Annotated in this window: 17 protein-coding genes; 11 read left to right on the plus strand and 6 right to left on the minus strand. The window is 63.9% G+C overall.

Annotation, left to right across the window (positions count from 1 at the left end):
* Positions 1 to 25 precede the first annotated feature (25 nt).
* A complete protein-coding gene (locus GIB19_RS23330) occupies positions 26 to 751 on the plus strand; it encodes a dienelactone hydrolase family protein (protein WP_274888181.1) in 726 nt (241 codons plus the stop codon).
* A gap of 229 nt (positions 752 to 980) precedes the next feature.
* On the opposite strand, the gene GIB19_RS23335 is transcribed toward GIB19_RS23330, so the two are convergent.
* Positions 981 to 1,844, minus strand: coding sequence for a pirin family protein (locus tag GIB19_RS23335; protein WP_274888182.1), 864 nt, complete (start codon positions 1,842 to 1,844; stop codon positions 981 to 983).
* Positions 1,845 to 1,959: 115 nt separating this feature from the next.
* On the opposite strand from GIB19_RS23335, the gene GIB19_RS23340 reads away from it, so the two are divergent.
* On the plus strand, positions 1,960 to 2,964 hold the full coding sequence (locus GIB19_RS23340) for an amidohydrolase family protein (protein WP_274888184.1): 1,005 nt from the start codon (positions 1,960 to 1,962) through the stop codon (positions 2,962 to 2,964).
* Positions 2,965 to 3,019: 55 nt separating this feature from the next.
* On the opposite strand, the gene fabB is transcribed toward GIB19_RS23340, so the two are convergent.
* The 5 genes from fabB to GIB19_RS23365 form a co-directional block, all read right to left on the minus strand.
* Positions 3,020 to 4,240: a beta-ketoacyl-ACP synthase I gene (gene fabB, locus GIB19_RS23345; RefSeq protein WP_027592862.1), complete on the minus strand. Its 1,221-nt coding sequence runs from the start codon at positions 4,238 to 4,240 to the stop codon at positions 3,020 to 3,022.
* Positions 4,241 to 4,251: 11 nt separating this feature from the next.
* Positions 4,252 to 4,767, minus strand: coding sequence for a 3-hydroxyacyl-[acyl-carrier-protein] dehydratase FabA (fabA, locus tag GIB19_RS23350; protein ID WP_027592861.1), 516 nt, complete (start codon positions 4,765 to 4,767; stop codon positions 4,252 to 4,254).
* A gap of 207 nt (positions 4,768 to 4,974) precedes the next feature.
* Entirely contained in the window at positions 4,975 to 6,906 is a 1,932-nt protein-coding gene (locus tag GIB19_RS23355; RefSeq protein WP_027592860.1) for an ATP-binding protein, read from the minus strand.
* Positions 6,903 to 7,793 (minus strand): ABC transporter substrate-binding protein, encoded by an 891-nt coding sequence (locus GIB19_RS23360; protein WP_085272569.1) that lies wholly within the window; start codon positions 7,791 to 7,793, stop codon positions 6,903 to 6,905. The genes GIB19_RS23355 and GIB19_RS23360 overlap by 4 nt, the downstream gene beginning before the upstream one ends.
* On the minus strand, positions 7,793 to 9,940 hold the full coding sequence (locus GIB19_RS23365; protein ID WP_172960343.1) for a TonB-dependent receptor plug domain-containing protein: 2,148 nt from the start codon (positions 9,938 to 9,940) through the stop codon (positions 7,793 to 7,795). Before GIB19_RS23365 ends, GIB19_RS23360 begins: the two co-directional genes overlap by 1 nt.
* Positions 9,941 to 10,077: 137 nt before the next feature.
* Here GIB19_RS23365 and GIB19_RS23370 point away from each other — a divergent pair, with 137 nt between their 5' ends.
* The 9 genes from GIB19_RS23370 to kdpF all read left to right on the plus strand — a co-directional run bounded on the left by GIB19_RS23370 (position 10,078) and on the right by kdpF (position 16,314).
* Positions 10,078 to 11,103: an NAD(P)H-dependent glycerol-3-phosphate dehydrogenase gene (locus GIB19_RS23370; RefSeq protein ID WP_099428728.1), complete on the plus strand. Its 1,026-nt coding sequence runs from the start codon at positions 10,078 to 10,080 to the stop codon at positions 11,101 to 11,103.
* Positions 11,104 to 11,139: 36 nt separating this feature from the next.
* Positions 11,140 to 11,487, plus strand: coding sequence for a DUF4389 domain-containing protein (locus tag GIB19_RS23375; protein WP_085272571.1), 348 nt, complete (start codon positions 11,140 to 11,142; stop codon positions 11,485 to 11,487).
* On the plus strand, positions 11,484 to 11,942 hold the full coding sequence (sixA, locus tag GIB19_RS23380; RefSeq protein ID WP_186680727.1) for a phosphohistidine phosphatase SixA: 459 nt from the start codon (positions 11,484 to 11,486) through the stop codon (positions 11,940 to 11,942). Before GIB19_RS23375 ends, sixA begins: the two co-directional genes overlap by 4 nt.
* A gap of 110 nt (positions 11,943 to 12,052) precedes the next feature.
* A complete protein-coding gene (locus GIB19_RS23385; protein WP_446731407.1) occupies positions 12,053 to 12,394 on the plus strand; it encodes a hypothetical protein in 342 nt (113 codons plus the stop codon).
* A gap of 94 nt (positions 12,395 to 12,488) precedes the next feature.
* A complete protein-coding gene (locus tag GIB19_RS23390; RefSeq protein ID WP_027592853.1) occupies positions 12,489 to 13,277 on the plus strand; it encodes an alpha/beta fold hydrolase in 789 nt (262 codons plus the stop codon).
* Positions 13,274 to 14,128: an alpha/beta hydrolase gene (locus GIB19_RS23395; protein ID WP_274888193.1), complete on the plus strand. Its 855-nt coding sequence runs from the start codon at positions 13,274 to 13,276 to the stop codon at positions 14,126 to 14,128. The genes GIB19_RS23390 and GIB19_RS23395 overlap by 4 nt, the downstream gene beginning before the upstream one ends.
* Positions 14,129 to 14,237: 109 nt before the next feature.
* The gene (locus tag GIB19_RS23400) at positions 14,238 to 15,032 is read left to right on the plus strand and encodes a DUF4892 domain-containing protein (RefSeq protein ID WP_265967956.1); all 795 of its coding nucleotides are present in this window, start codon (positions 14,238 to 14,240) and stop codon (positions 15,030 to 15,032) included.
* Positions 15,033 to 15,044: 12 nt separating this feature from the next.
* Positions 15,045 to 16,091: an AI-2E family transporter gene (locus GIB19_RS23405; RefSeq protein ID WP_027592850.1), complete on the plus strand. Its 1,047-nt coding sequence runs from the start codon at positions 15,045 to 15,047 to the stop codon at positions 16,089 to 16,091.
* Between the two features lie 133 nt (positions 16,092 to 16,224).
* Positions 16,225 to 16,314, plus strand: a complete 90-nt coding sequence (gene kdpF, locus GIB19_RS23410; protein WP_033693985.1) for a K(+)-transporting ATPase subunit F — start codon at positions 16,225 to 16,227, stop codon at positions 16,312 to 16,314.
* Positions 16,315 to 16,318: the final 4 nt, after the last annotated feature.

Consider the following 16,318-nt stretch of genomic DNA (forward strand, 5'->3'; position numbering starts at 1 on the left):
ATGGTGAAGCCTTAAGGAGTGCTTGATGAGCAAGGTAATCGTCGAATCGCTGGTTTATCACCTGTCCGGCAAAACGTATGAAAGCCGTCTGGTCCATGAGCCCGGTGCGCTACCTAAGCCTGGCCTGGTGATGGCGCCGAACTGGATGGGGATTGGCGAAGGTGCCGAGCGCATTGCCAAGGAAGTGGCCGAGAAGGGCTATGTGGTGCTGATTGCCGATCTCTATGGGCAGTCGGTGCGGCCGACCAATGCCGATGAGGCAGGTGTGGCGATGATGCCACTGAAGAACGACCGCACCGAGCTGCGCAAGCGCATGAATGAAGCGCTGTCGCAGTTGCTGGCGCAATCGAAAGCACTGCTGGACCCTGGCAAGGTGGCCACCTTCGGCTTCTGCTTCGGCGGTTGCTGTGCCTTGGAGCTGGCGCGTACGGGCGCCGACCTGAAGGCGGCGGTGTCGTTCCATGGCACGCTGGACACCCCGAATCCTGAAGATGCCAAGCGTATCAAGGGCTCGGTGCTGGTGTTGCACGGCGCAGCGGACCCGCTGGTGCCGAAGGCGCAACTGCCGGCGTTCGAGGAGGAGATGAACGCGGCCAAGGTCGATTGGCAGCTGCTGAGCTACGGTGGTGCGGTGCACTCGTTCACTGACCCGAATGCCAATGTACCGGGCAAGATGCAGTACGACCGCAAGACATCGGAGCGGGCGTTCCGCTCGATGCACAATCTGCTGACTGAAGTGTTCCAGCGCTGACAGTGCATGGGGGCCGCTGCGCGGCCCTTTCGCCGGCAAGCCGGCTCCCACCCGAACTGTGTAGCCTCCAAGTCTAGCGCCGCACCTGTGGGAGCAACTGTCTTGTGGTGCTTGTCCCGGCCTCTTCGCGGGCAAGCCCGCTCCCACAGGTATCTGCGCAGGCTCAGACCCTGTGAGGACCCTGTGGGAGCTGGCTTGCCAGCGATTGGGGCGCAAAGCGGCCCCCCATTTATCTTGGTAACGCGATCCGCGAGGTCTCCCCCGGTACCGTAGGCCAATCCCCCGCAGCCCACCTCACCCTGGCCTGCTCGATCAAGTCCGGATCGCTCGCCACGAAATTCCAGTTCATCCGCCGCGGCCCATCCAGTGGCTCGCCGCCGATCAACACCAGCTGGCATTCAGCCTCTGCATACAATGTCATCTGCTCACCCTCGGGCAGTACCACCAGGCTGCATGGCTCAACCTCCTCATCATTGAGCATCAACTCGCCATCCAGCAGGTAGAGCGCCCGTTGCACTGGCTCATCAGGTACCCGCAATGCAGTGGCGGGCTGCATCTGCACATGCGCGTAAAGGGTAGGGGAGAGCACGGGCACCGGCGATTCCAGGCAAAAGCCACTGCCCGCAATCATGCAGATGCGCACACCAAGGCTATCGCTCACCGGCAGGCTAGCCGCCGGGTGATGGCTGTAATGGGGCGTGCCTTGCTCCAGTGCGCGGGGTGACGCCAGCCACACCTGCAGGCCATGCAGGCGCGAGCCGCGGGCAAGCGCACCGGCAGGGGTGCGCTCGACATGCGCCACGCCACTGCCTGCCGTCATCCAGCTGACATCGCCCGGCTTCACGTGCTGTTCGGAGCCAAGGCTGTCCTTGTGCAGGATCTCGCCTTCGAACAGGTACGTCAGCGTCGACAGGCCGATATGCGGGTGCTGGCGTATGTCCATGCCATGGCCTGGGGCGTAGTCCGTTTCGAGCATATGGTCGAAGAACACGAACGGGCCGACACTGCGGCATTGGGCCGAGGGCAGCGGGCGAAAAATCGGCTGGCCCTCGACCGACTCGGCACGTGGGCGGATGACCAGGGGGCTGCTCATGAGGGGCTCCAGGCAGGTTGCAAGTGCTCCAAGCATAGCGGTTTGCCGGGCAGGGCTGAACTGCTGCGCTTGGCGGTCGGTCTACCCTGTTCGAACCAGGAGAAGGAAGCTGCCCATGATCGCCAGAATGCTGGCTGGCGCGTTGTTGTGCGCAGGGTTGTGCCTGTCGGCGCAGGCGCGTGATTACCGCTACAGTGACGCCCACCTGCACTACGTCGACTTTTTCCAGGAGACGGAGGGCATGCCGGCCTTGATCAAGGCCATGGATGAAGCCGGCATCGAGCAGTCGATGATTTCTGGTATTCCGGTGGCCAAGAAATGGCACGAGGACGAACCCAAGCGCCCGCGCTACTACGCCGGGGACGACGCCGATGCCTATTGGTACAGCGCGACCGATACCTACGTGGCGGCAGCGGTGCAAGAACTGCCCGCAGCGCAGCGCAAGCGCTTTCATCCGTTTCTGACCGGCTTTAACCCGGTGGACAAGAACGCGGTCAGCCATATCGAGCGCATGCTCGATCTCTACCCAGGGCTCTGGCAGGGCATTGGCGAGGTGTTCACCCGCCACGACGACCTGACGGCGTTGACCAGCGGTGACACCCCGCGCGCCAACAACGAGGCCATGACCCGCATCTATCACCTGGCGGCCGAGCGGGACTTGCCAGTGCTGCTGCACTCCAACATCACCTCCAAGCGTGAGCGCAACCCACTGTACCTGGCCGAAATCGAAGAGCCGCTGCGCAATCACCCGCACACGCGTTTCATCTGGGCGCATGCTGGCAGCAGCATGGAAATTCATCGGCATCAGACGCAGATGGACTTTCTGCTGCCGGTGCTGACGCGCTTGCTGGAGGATTACCCGAACCTGTATGTCGACCTGTCGTGGAGCGTGCTCGAGCCTTATCTGCTGGATGACAAAGGTGTGCCCCGCAAGGCTTGGGTGGCGTTGGTAGAACGTTACCCGGAGCGGTTCATGCTCGGGTCGGATGTGGTGGGCAAGTTTGGGAGCCTTGGCGAGCAGATGCACGGGTTCAAGCCGTTTCTGGATGCGTTGCCGGAGGCGGTGGCGCACAAGGTGGCCAAGGATAATTTTCTGGCTGTGTTGCCCAAGGCTAGGTAACACAAAAGAAAACGCCCCGAACCAGTCGGGGCGTTTTCATTACTGCTTCAAGGCCTTACTTGCCTTCCCAGCGCTTGAGCACCAGGGTAGCGTTGGTGCCGCCGAAGCCGAAGCTGTTGCTCATGACCGTATCGATCTTGGCGTTTTCTTCGGTTTGACGCAGGATCGGCAGGTCGGCGACTTCCGGGTCCAGCTCGTCAATGTTGGCGGAGCCGGCGATGAAGTTGTTTTCCATCATCAGCAGGCAGTAGATCGCCTCGTGCACGCCAGCGGCGCCCAGCGAGTGGCCCGACAGGCTCTTGGTCGAGCTGATCTTCGGTGCCTTGTCGCCGAACACGGCGCGAACACCTTTGATCTCGGCAACGTCACCGACCGGGGTCGAGGTGCCGTGGGTGTTCAGGTAGTCGATCGGGGTGTCGACGGTGGACAGCGCCTGCTGCATGCAGCGGATGGCGCCTTCGCCGCTTGGGGCAACCATGTCGTAGCCGTCGGAGGTCGCGCCGTAGCCGACGATTTCGGCGTAGATCTTGGCGCCACGGGCCAGAGCATGCTCCAGCTCCTCGACCACCACCATGCCGCCACCGCCTGCGATGACGAAGCCATCACGGTCGTTGTCGTAGGCGCGCGAGGCCAGTTCCGGGGTTTCGTTGCGCTTGGTCGACAGGGCGCCCATGGCATCGAACAGGAACGACTGGCTCCAATGCTCTTCTTCACCACCGCCGGCGAAGACGATGTCTTGTTTGCCCCACTGGATTTGCTCCAGCGCGGTGCCGATGCAGTGTGCACTGGTGGCGCAGGCGGAGGAGATCGAGTAGTTCAGGCCCTTGATCTTGAACGGCGTGGCCAGGCAAGCCGAAACGGTGCTACCCATGGTGCGGGTAACACGGTATGGGCCGACGCGCTTGACGCCTTTCTCGCGCAGGGTGTCCAGCGCTTCCATCTGGTTCAGGGTCGAGGCGCCGCCGGAGCCGGCAACCAGGCCGGTACGCGGGTTGGAAACCTGCTCTTCAGTCAGGCCGGCGTCCTTGATCGCGTCCTGCATCGCCAGGTAGGCGTAGGCCGCGGCGTGGCCGACGAAGCGGTAGACCTTGCGGTCGATCAGTTCTTCGAGGTTGAGGTCGATCGACCCGGAAACCTGGCTGCGCAGCCCCATTTCCTTGTATTCCGGGTTGAAACGGATACCCGGACGGCTGTTACGCAGGTTTTCGGTGACGGTCTCTTTGTCATTGCCCAGGCACGATACGATGCCCAGACCAGTGATAACGACGCGGCGCATGCGAATAACCCTTAGAAATTGTCAGTGGAGGTGAACACGCCGACCCGCAGGGCTTCGGCGGTGTAGATCTCGCGGCCGTCGACGCTGACCGAGCCATCGGCGATGGCCATGTTCAGCTTGCCCTTCAGGACGCGCTTGATATGAATGTTGTAAGTGACTTTCTTGGCGGTAGGCAATACCTGGCCGAAGAACTTCACTTCACCCGAACCCAGCGCACGGCCGCGGCCCGGCAGGCCTTGCCAGCCGAGGAAGAAACCGACCAGCTGCCACATGGCGTCAAGGCCCAGGCAGCCCGGCATCACCGGGTCGCCTTCGAAGTGGCAGGCGAAGAACCACAGGTCCGGATTGATATCCAGCTCGGCGACCAATTCACCTTTGCCGTACTTGCCGCCTTCTTCGCTGATATGGGTGATGCGATCGACCATCAGCATGTTCGGCGCGGGCAGTTGCGCATTACCTGGGCCGAACAGCTCACCGCGACTGCAGCGCAGCAGGTCTTCCCGAGTAAAGGCGTGTTGTTTGGTCATGCGAGCTCCTCAATAACCCCCTGCGGCAGGGGATGAATCTTCCCGGCCGGCCCGAAAAGCGATGACTCCGGGGCGGCAGCCTACAGGTAGACTATTGCGTTGTGGTGAAAGTCACAGTGCACCTGGCGAAAGAAGTACAGGTGTTCACTGAAACGTCTATTTTCAGGTCCGAAGAACGTCCTGTCCAGTCCTTAAGACTGCCGCACTTTAGCATTTATCGCCAGTCGCGGTTGTCTGACCGGGTAACCAGCGTTGCAGCGCCCGCTGCAGCTCGGTGCGGCGCAAGGGTTTGCTCAGGTAGTCGTCCATGCCCGCGGCCATGCAACGCTCACGGTCGCCCTGCAAGGCGTTAGCGGTCAAGGCGATGATCGGCACGTGGATGCCGTTTGGCAGCAGGCGGATGCGCTGGGTGGCTTCATAGCCATCCAGGTTCGGCAACCGGCAGTCCATCAGAATGGCGGCGAACGGTTGCTGGCTGACCTGTTCGACCGCCTGGATACCGTCTGCCGCCACGCTCACCTCAAGCCCCAGGCTGCGCAGCATGGCTTCGATGACGTTCTGGTTGACCGGGTTGTCCTCTACCAGCAGCACCCGCTCGCTTCCGGTAAGTGGGCGCTGTTCACGCACCGCCCCGGGCAGTGGCGCCTGGGCCGGTGCGGCCAGGGCCAAGGGCATTTCCAGGGTAAAGGTCGAGCCCAGGCCTTCGCGGCTCTCACCGCGCAGCTTGCCGCCCATGCGTTCGGCCAGCGTACGTGCGATCGACAGGCCCAGGCCAGTGCCGCCATAGCGCCGGGAAATCGAGCTGTCGGCCTGCTGGAAGGCGACGAACATCATTTCCAGGCGGTCGCTGTCGATGCCGATACCTGTGTCGCGCACGCTGCAGGTAAACCACAGCAGTTGGCGGTCCAGCACCTGGCAGCGCGCTTCGACCTGCACCTGGCCCTGCTCGGTGAATTTCAGGGCATTGCCGACAAGGTTCAGCAGAATCTGCCGAATACGCGTCGGGTCGCCGTTCACGTTCAGGTGCTCGATGCCCGTCGGCATGTTCAGGTGCAAGCCAAGGCCACGTTGCTGGGCACTGTGCTGGAACGACTGGACACTGCTGGCGATCAGCTCGCCGAGGTTGAAGTCGATGCGCTCCAGCTCCAGTGCGGTGCGTTCGATGCGCGAGAAATCGAGAATGTCGTTGATGACCTTGAGCAGGTGCCCGGTGGACTCGCTGGCAACGGCGGTGTACTCGGCCTGCTCGCTGGTCAGGGGCGTGGTTTCGAGCAATTGCAGCATGCCGAGTACACCATTCATGGGGGTGCGCAGCTCATGGCTCATCATCGCCAGGAAGTCCGACTTGGCCCGGTTGGCCTGTTCGGCTTCCTCGCGCGCCTGGGTCAACTGGGCGATGGCGCGCTTCTGCTCGTCACTGGCTTGCTCCAGGGCGTTGGCCAGGTTGTTGATGTGGTGCGCCAGATGGCCCAGTTCACTGTCATCCACCACGGGCAGGGGCGTGTTGTACTCGCCTTGCTGAATGGCCTTGACCGCGTGGCCCATGTCGCTGATCGGCTTGGCCAGGCTCATGGCCAGGCGGCGGGCCAGCAGGAAGGTGAACAGCAGGGCGAACAGGGCCAGGATGCCCGCCTTGATGACGATTTCCTGCTGGCGCTGGCTGAAGGCGTCATCGGACATGCCGACGATCACCCGCCCCAGGTAGTCGTCGCCAATGGCCGGCGTGGAGGTGTTGCCGGGCTGCAGGAAGTCGGTGTCCAGGCGGATTTGCTGAAGGCGGATCGGCGCTTGGAACACTTCCACTTGCTGCGCCCGGTTGGCGCTTTCGTCGGACTGCTCGACGTAGACCAGGATGTGGTTGCGGCTGTCCTGCACCTCGAGAAAGCGCACGTGCGGAATGCTCAGGGTGGCGCGCATCAGCCCTTCGAGCACCTCGTTGTTGCCCGAGATAACCCCGTATTCGGAGGCGGGCGCCAGCTGGTTGGCGATCAGTTGGCCGGTGTGGTTGAGTTCCTGGCGCAAGTCCTGGATACGCACGAAGGTAAAGAAGCTGATCAGCAGCAAGGTCAGCAGCAGGGCCGGGCCAAGGCTGATGATCTGGGTGCGGGTGTGGATGTCCCAGCTCAGGCGTCTGCTCATGGGGTGGATTCTCCTTCGGCCAGGGCCTTGGCAGCGGCGTTCGGGTCGATCGGTTCAAGGCCCAGGGCGCGTGCCACCTGCTGGTTGCCACTGACGCCGTAGCGCGCCGGGTAAAGGCTTCGCGGCCAGCGCGCGGGTGGCTGGTCGAGCAAATGGTCGAGCACGGCCAGCCAGTCGTCCTGGTCGCTGTAGGTGCTGGCCAGGGCGCCTGCGCGAACGAAGCCGGCATTTGGGCCAATCAACGCCATTTGCCGGCCGTAGCTGCTGAGCAGCAGGTTTTTCGCCGTCTTGGGGTTGTACAGGGCGGGGTCGTCGAGGCCCAGCAGTACATCGCTGTTGCCTAACAGCTGTTGCAGGGGCCGGCTGTCACGTTGGTCGGGCCAGTCCTGGGCAATGATCTCAAGGCCCAGCGGGCGGGCGGCATGGCGCAGTTCATCCAGCAAAAAGGCACTTTGCCTACCGTAAAGCACCCCGATGCGTTGCGCCTGTGGCAGCAGGTAGCGCGCCAGGCGCAGTTGCCGGGCCAGGGGCGGGTCGCTCCACAGCAGTGTAAGGAAGGGGGGGCGCGACTTTCCCAGGCGCTGTTCAGCCTGTACTCGGCTGACCCGCATGGCCAATGCTGGTGGCCCGGCGTTTTCACTCAGGCGCCAATCCAGCGCGGCGCTGTCAAGCAGCACCAGGCGTTGATCGCCCTTGAGCTGGCTTGGGCGGGGCAAGTCGGCAGTGGTTTGGAAACGCACCCGGTCATGCGGGCGATGGCTTTCGAATGCGGCGACGAAGCTGCGAATGCCGGGCTGATCCTCGCCACCGACCAGCAAGATTTCACCGGCGGACAGCGGCCCCAGGGGCCACAGGCAAAGCAGCAGCACGCGCAGCAGGCGGGCCATCAGAACTCCAGCTCCGCGCTGACACTCAGGCGGTGGCGGCTGTCGTAGCGGTTTTGCAGCGCAGTCGTGGGCTCATCGTCCAGGCGTTGTTGCCACAGCGCCGCCAGCTCAAGGTTGCTGCCCTGTACCCGGAAGCGCTTGGCCAGGCGCAGGTCCAGGCGCTCGTAGCGGTACTGGTTGAGGGCATCGTCACCGTAATAGAACAGCGCACTCGACCAGCCGTCGCCCCACTCGCGCATCCAGCCCGCCGAGCCGCTGTTGCGGGCGCTGAGGCGGCGGTCGTCGGGGTTGCTGGCCCAGGCGTCGACGTAGGCGTAGGTCACGCGCAGGCGGTCACGCAGGGTGGGGCGCCAGTCCAGTTGCGCCTCGCTGCCGGTGAAGCGCGCCTTGTTGCTGTTGCTGGCGATGTACTGGTTGTTCTTCAAAGGCTCGCTGATCATTCCGGTGATCTCGTCGTAGAACAGCTTCACATCCATGCTCAGGTCGATGTCGCTGAAATAGCCGTTGTAGCCCAGCTCGCGCGAGCGCATGCGCTCTTGCTCGAGGTCGCCCGGGCCGCGGGTCTTGACGAAATACTCACCGTGCGGCTGGCCAAACGCACTGGGGTTGAGGTTTTTGACCGTGTAGCTCCAGTTGACGTTGTTCTCGAACATGTCGGGGGAGCGAACCGCTTCGGAATAGACAGCACGCAGGCCATGGCGCGGGGTGATCAGGTAGTTGACCGCCACCCGTGGGGTCAGCGAACTGCCAGACAGGCGCGCGTCTTCGAACATCGCCCCGCCCTGGATGATCCAGTGTTCGTCGGCCCGCCATTCCAGCTGGCCGAATAGGCGCCAGGTCTGGTCGACGAGGCTGCCATTGAAGTACGTTTGCGAGTCGGCACGATCATAGCGGTAGTTCATGCCGCTGAGCAGGCGCAGGCTGTCGGTCAGGCTCAGGGTGTCCTGGATTTCCAGGTCGTAGCGGGTTTCGCGGGTGCTCTGGTCGACATCGCCGCAGACCACATCGCGGCCACCTTGGTTGTTCCACTGGTCCTTGATGGCATCGACCAGCGCCTGTTCTTCGGGGTTGCTGCTGCGCGGTGGAGCGTTTGCGCCGCGCGCCACCAGCTCGGCAAAGTTCGGGTTCAACTGCCACAGGCGGGTCAGCTCTGGGCTGAACGACAGCGCCGCATCGCAGGCGCGCCAGACTTGCTGGCGGTCGAAGTGCTGGGCCGAACCCTGGACGTACAGGCTGTGCTCGGGGTTGAAGTCGATGTTCCAGCGTACCGAACCCGCGTAATCCTTGGCGTTGGCGTCGGTGTTGTCGCCGCGCTCGGTGACGTAGGGGAACACCGGCTGGTAGGTATAGGGGCGCTGGTTGCTGCCTTCCTTGGCCGCCAGTTGCCATTCCAGGGTCTGGTCGGGGGCCAGGGTGTGGCTGGCGCTGAGGTTGAAGCGGGTGAGGCGGCGGCTGTCACGGTAGTCCTGGCCGTACTGGTCCTGATCGAAGCCATCGTCTTGCTGGCCGGACACCGACAGGCGCATGTCGCCGCCGTCCCAGCCAAAACCATGGCTGGCGTAAAAGTCGTTGATGCCATCCTCGCCGCGGGTGACCTTGAGGCGCGTGCCATGGCTGTCGGCCGGGTTGCGGGTGAGGATGTTGACCACGGCCATCAAGGCGTTGGCGCCATAGCTGACCGTGTTGGGGCCGCGGAACACCTCGATGCGCTCGATGTCTTCCATGGCCAGGGGGATGTCGCTCCAGTCCACCGTCGCCAGGCCCGCGCGGTACACCGAGCGGCCATCGATCAGCACCTGCATGCGCCGCGCGTCGTTGACGTTGCTGCCATGGTAGTTGACCGTCGGCTGGTTGCCGGCGCCGTAGCCGATCATCATGCCCGGCACCAGGCGCAGCAGTTCGGGGATATCGCGGGCGCCGCTGGCGCGGATCAGCTCACTGTCGAGCACGGTCATGCTGCCAGGGACCGCCGCCGGGGATTGTTTGAGCCGGGTGGCGGTCAGAACCTGCGGCAGGTCGGTGTTGTCGATGAACAGATCGTCGGCCATGGCCGGGCCGCCGAGCAGGGCAGTCAGAAGCAGAAGACGCGGGTAAGGAGGCGTGCCTGGGAACACGGTACGACCTTGTTTCAGGGATGAAACAGGCATGTTAACCGACCGCAGGGCTTTTGCCAGTGATCAGGGCTTCCTTGCCAGCCCTTTCGTAGGCGCTGGCACTGGCCCTGTCGAATACGCACCGTATAATGCAGCGTCGCCACTTAACTTTTGGCTTTAACGGATTAGATATGACTGAACAGCAGCCTGTTGCAGTTCTGGGAGGCGGCAGCTTCGGCACCGCCGTGGCGAACCTGCTGGCGGAAAACGGTGTGCCGGTGCGCCAATGGATGCGCGACCCCGAGCAGGCCGAGGCCATGCGTGTCAACCGCGAGAACCCACGCTACCTCAAAGGCATTCGCCTGCACGACGGCGTAGAGCCGGTCAACGACCTGCTGGGCACCTTGCAGGCCTGCGACCTGGTGTTCGTCGCTTTGCCGTCGAGCGCCTTGCGCAGCGTGCTGGCGCCCCATGCCGAGTTGTTGCGCGGCAAGGGCCTGGTCAGCCTGACCAAGGGTATCGAGGCGCAGAGCTTCAAGCTGATGAGCCAGATCATCGAAGAAATCGCACCTCAAGCCCGTATCGGCGTCCTGTCGGGGCCAAACCTGGCCCGCGAAATTGCCGAACATGCGCTGACCGCCACCGTGGTCGCCAGCGAAGATGAACAACTCTGCCAACAGGTGCAGGCCGTATTGCACGGGCGTACCTTCCGCGTCTACGCAAGTGCCGACCGCTTCGGGGTCGAGCTGGGCGGGGCACTGAAAAACGTCTACGCCATTATTGCCGGCATGGCCGTGGCCCTGGGCATGGGCGAGAACACCAAGAGCATGCTGATTACCCGTGCCCTGGCCGAGATGACCCGCTTCGCCGTGAGCCAGGGTGCCAACCCCATGACCTTCCTGGGCCTGGCCGGTGTCGGTGACCTGATCGTTACGTGTTCCTCGCCCAAGAGCCGCAACTATCAAGTCGGCCACGCCTTGGGCCAAGGCCTGAGCCTGGAGCAGGCCGTCAATCGGCTGGGCGAAGTGGCCGAAGGGGTGAACACCCTCAAGGTGCTCAAGGCCAAGGCGCAGGAAGTTCAGGTGTACATGCCGCTGGTGGCGGGCCTGCACGCCATCCTGTTCGAGGGCCGTACCTTGAACCAGGTGATCGAGCACCTGATGCGCGCCGAACCCAAGACCGACGTCGATTTCATTTCCATCAGTGGTTTTAATTAAGCCGTCAGCGGCTTCGACCGGAACAAGGAGCGACACATGAACGATACGCCCGAACGCGCCCAGCGCGAGTCGATCATCCTGCGGGTGCTGTGGATGTTGGTGTTCCTGGTGGTCTGGCAATTGGCCGAGCTGCTGTTGGGCGGCCTGGTGCTGGTACAGCTGATCTACCGCCTGATCTACGGCGCCCCCAGCGCCAGCCTGATGAACTTCGGCGATAGCCTCAGCCAGTACCTGGCGCAGATCGGCCGCTTCGGCAGCTTTCACAGCGACCAGAAGCCTTGGCCATTCGCCGACTGGCCAGCCCCGCGCGCTCCGGAAGGTGAGGCGCCCCATGCTGTGGCACCCGCGCCGCACCCGGTGCGTGACGAAGAGCCCAAGCTGTGAAGCTGTGGGTGCTGCGCCACGGTGAGGCAGAGCCTCGGGCCAACAGCGACGCCGAACGCCGCCTGACCAGCCATGGCCGCGAGCAGGTGCTGCACAGTGCCGCGCGCCTGCTTGGGCAGCCGTTGCAGGCCATCATCGCCAGCCCTTATGTCCGTGCCCAGCAAACGGCAGCGCTGGTGCATGACACCTTGGATTTCCCCGAGCCAGTGCGCACCGTGGCCTGGCTGACGCCGGACAGCAATGTGCAGCAGGTGATCGGTGAAATCGAAAAGCTCGGCCTGGAGCACGTGCTGTTGGTTAGCCACCAACCACTGGTGGGGGCCTTGGTCTGTGCCCTGGAGCATGGCCATGTACAGCAACCGGCGCCCATGAGCACCGCCAGCCTGGCGGAGTTGGAAGGGGAGTGGCCGTTGGCAGGCCTGATGACCTTGCGCGCAATCAGTTCGCCAGCCTGATGCCGCTTGGCAACTGGCATTTCTGCCAGTTGCCGCTTCACTCGACCGCTTGCTAGCGTGGCGCCACATCGAATGAGTGGCCAGGCAGGGAGCAGTTGATGAAGGGTGATATGCAAGCGCTGTTACGTTCACTGGACTTGCAACCCACAGTAGACAAAGTGCAGGAAGGCGTGGTGCTGGACTTTGCCCAGTACAGCGTGTTGCGCGACTCGGCCGACGCCAAGCTTTACCACCTGATGGGCAAGGTGGGCGATGCTAAAGACGACCTGGGCGAGCTGCAGGAAGCCTGCCTGCGGGTGTCCCGCTTGCTGCAGACCAGTTGCCTGGCGCTGCGCCGATTGCAGCTCGACTATGAGGACCAGTGCCTGGCGCGTGAAGTGCTCGCGAGCCAGTTGGCCTATATGCAGGCCTGCCTGCAGCGTTCGCTGGCCAGTTTTGTGCGTACCCGATGACCTGATAGCCCTCGCCGATGACCTTTCCGGACATTGCCGAGCGGCCCCGCGATGCCGACAATGGGCCATCCTCCCACCGTCCGGACCAGGCGCCATGTCGCAGCACATCTTCTTTGCCCACGCCAATGGTTTCCCGTCTGCCACCTACGGCAAGCTGTTCGCTGCCCTGGCGCCGGACTATCACGTTCACCACCTGCCCCAGCATGCCCACGACCCGCGCTTCCCGGTGAATGAAAACTGGCAGAACCTGGTCGATGAATTGCTGCACCACCTGGCGCAGCAGGACGCGCCGGTCTGGGGGGTTGGCCATTCGTTGGGCGGGGTATTGCACTTGCATGCCGCCTTGCGTTGCCCCGAGTATTACCGCGGGGTGGTGATGCTGGACTCGCCGGTGCTGACCCGCGCCGATCAATGGCTGCTGCGCACTGCCAAGCGTTTTGGCTTTATCGACCGCATCACCCCGGCCGGCCGCACTTTGGGCCGGCGCGAGGCGTTTGCCGACCGCGACAGCGCACGGGACTATTTCGCCAGCAAACGCTTGTTCCGCCACTTTGACCCCGACTGCCTGGAAGCCTACCTGGAGCATGGCTTGGAGCCCGCGCAAGAAGGGCTGCGCCTGCGTTTCGACCCGGCTACCGAGATCAGTATCTACCGCAGCATCCCCCATGCCAGCCCAGCGCCTGCCCGGCAACTGCAGGTACCACTGGCGATGGTGCGCGGCGAGCGCAGCAACGTGATCCGCCGGCACCACACGCTGGCCGTGCGCGGCATGGCCAAAGGCGAGTACCACAGCGTGCCGGGCGGGCACATGTTCCCCCTGGAACGCCCGACCGACACCGCCAGCCTGATCAAGGGCCTGTTCGACCGTTGGAGCCACGAATGAGCGCGCACATGGAGGAAATCCGCCTGAGCCTGGGCCATATCGAGCTGGCTGCGCACCTGTTCGGCCCTGAGGATGGGCTGCCGGTGATTGCCCTGCACGGCTGGCTGGACAACGCCAACAGCTTCGCCCTGCTGGCGCCGCGGCTGCAGGGCCTGCGCATCGTCGCCCTGGACCTGGCGGGCCATGGTTACTCGGAGCATCGCCCGCCTGGCGCCAGTTATGCCCTGGCCGACTACGCCCACGATGTGTTGCGGGTGGCCGAGCAGTTGGGTTGGCAGCGCTTTGCCTTGCTGGGCCATTCACTGGGGGCGATCATCTCGGTGCAACTGGCGGGCGCCTTGCCGGAGCGGGTCAGCCACCTGGCGCTGATCGATGGCGTCATTCCGCCCACCGGGGCCGAACAGGACGCCGGTGAACGCCTGGGCATGGCATTGCAGGCGCAGCTGCGCCTGGATGGCAAACGTAAATCCGTCTACCCGGCGTTGGAGCAGGGCGTGCAGGCGCGCATGAAGGGTATGGTCGCCGTCAGCCGCGAGGCAGCCGAACTGTTGGCCCAGCGTGGGCTGATGCCGGTAGCGGGAGGGTACAGCTGGCGCAGCGACAGCCGCCTGACCTTGCCGTCCCCTGTTCGCCTGAGCCACGCGCAAGCCATGGCCTTTGTCAGGCGGGTGAGTTGCCCGGCCTGCCTGGTGGTGGCCGCCGACGGCATGCTGGCGCGCCACACTGAGTTGCTGGAGCAGCTACGCTTTGAGCAGGTGACGCTGCCTGGGGGGCATCACCTGCACCTGAACGATGAGCAGGGCGCGGCCCTTGTCGCAGACTGTTTCAATCGCTTCTTTGGCTTTGCTTGACTTGCACCGGACAAGTGCCGAGGCTTGGCGGGTTGAACAGGGAGACAACCATGCACATGCCAGACACGCTGGACCTTAGCTTCGGCGCTCCGCGCCGACTGGGCTGCCGATGAGCGCGCCCGTAACCCTCCGTACTACCCTCGCTGCCTGCTTCGTGCTCGCCAGCCCCTTGCTGTGGGCAGGTAGCCTGCCCGTTCCCGTGGATGCCAAAGTGGTCGACCAACGCCCTGCAGTGGAGCAGGAGCGCGTGTACCCCATGGGGCCTTTGCGCAAGATCAGCGGCCGCCTGCGGGTCGACGACAAGGTCGAGAGCCGTGGCCAGGTCAGCTCGGTCACCTATGAACTGCCGGTGGAGCGCACGGCCCGCGAAGCGTTCACCAGCGCCCGCGAAGCACTGCAACACGACGGGGGTTACCCGTTGTTCTGGTGCCAGGGCCGCGACTGCGGCGAAGCCAGCCTTTGGGCCAATGATGTATTCGGCAGTGCACGGCTCAATGGTGGTGACGAGCAGCAGGCGTTCATCCTCCTGCGCCGTTCTGCAGAAGAGGCCGACACACTGGTGGCGTTGTACAGCGTCACCCGCGGCAACCGCCGCGCCTACCTGCACGTGGAAGAGTTCGTCGCTGCCAGCCCGCTGGGTGAGCTGCTGCCCACGGCCGCCACGGTGCTGCGCGAAATGCGCGACACCGGCAAGCTCGACTACCCTGACCTGAGCACGCCGCAACCTGCCTGGGTGGCGTTGTTGGGGCGTAGCCTCAACCTGGACAGCACCTTGCGCGCCAGCCTCAGCGGCAAAGAGGCCGAAGCGTGGCGTGAGCAACTGGTCAAGGCGGGCGTGCGCAGCAACCGGCTCGAGGTCGGCAACGCCCCCACCGATGGCCTGCACCTGGAACTGATCCGTTGAACGAGCACCGCCATGGCCAATAATGACCGCCTGCTGATCCAGATCGTCCTGTTGACGCTGCTCGGCGCTGCGTTGTGGGTCATGGCACCATTCATTTCGGCGCTGCTGTGGGGCGCCATTTTGGCCTTTGCCAGCTGGCCGCTGATGCGCTTGCTGACGCGTGCGCTGGGCGGGCGCGAAACGTTGGCCGCCAGCCTGCTGACGGCGGCCTGGATCCTTATCGTGGCGTTGCCGCTGGTATGGCTGGGTTTCAACCTGGCGGATCACATTCGTGATGCCACGGCGTTTGTCCGTGATGTGCAGGTGGATGGCCTGCCCGAGGCGCCGGCCTGGCTGGGCAGCATTCCCCTGGTGGGTGAGCGCATGGTCAATTGGTGGCAATCGCTCGACCAGCAAGGTGCGGCCTTGATCGCTTCGATCAAGCCTTACCTGGGCCAGGTGGGCAACTGGTTGCTGGCGCGCAGTGCGCAGATTGGCAGCGGCATGCTCGAACTGAGCTTGAGCCTGGTCTTCGTGTTCTTCTTCTACCGTGACGGCCCGCGCCTGTCAGCGTTCGTGCTGCGCCTGTTGCAGCGCTTGACCGGCGATCGCGCCGAGTACTACCTGGACCTGGTGGCGGGCACCGTGCAACGCGTGGTCAACGGCGTCATCGGCACGGCAGCGGCCCAGGCCTTGCTTGCGCTGATCGGCTTCCTGATTGCCGGCGTCCCCGGGGCCATCGTGCTGGGCCTGGTGACCTTCATGCTCAGCCTGATCCCCATGGGGCCACCCCTGGCGTGGATCCCCGCGACGGCCTGGTTGGCGTGGAAAGGGGAGTACGGCATGGCGGTGTTCCTGGGTATCTGGGGCACCTTCGTCATCAGTGGCGTGGACAACGTGCTCAAGCCCTACCTGATCAGCCGTGGCGGCAACCTGCCGCTGGTCATCGTGCTGCTGGGTGTGTTCGGCGGGTTGATCGCCTTTGGCTTCATTGGCCTGTTCATCGGGCCGACTTTGCTGGCGGTGGGGTATAGCCTGCTGCTGGACTGGAGCCGCAACGCCGGGCAGCAAACACCGTAGCGTCTTTGAACGGGGCGCATTTTTACGCATTCTTTATGCGTTGATCCATCCCTCGATCTCGCCCCTTTACGCCCCCCCCCTCGGACAATATCCCCAAAGCGGCCCAAGCGCCGCACCACGGGGAGCTCCACACATGAACATGCTCGACGGGCTGTCACTGCTGCTGGCAGTGGCATTGGCGATTTACCTGCTGATGGCGCTGCTGCGCGCCGATCGCAGCTAGGGAG

The sequence above is a fragment of the Pseudomonas sp. ITEM 17296 genome (assembly GCF_028895205.1).
GTDB classification, from domain to species: Bacteria; Pseudomonadota; Gammaproteobacteria; order Pseudomonadales; family Pseudomonadaceae; genus Aquipseudomonas; species Aquipseudomonas kermanshahensis.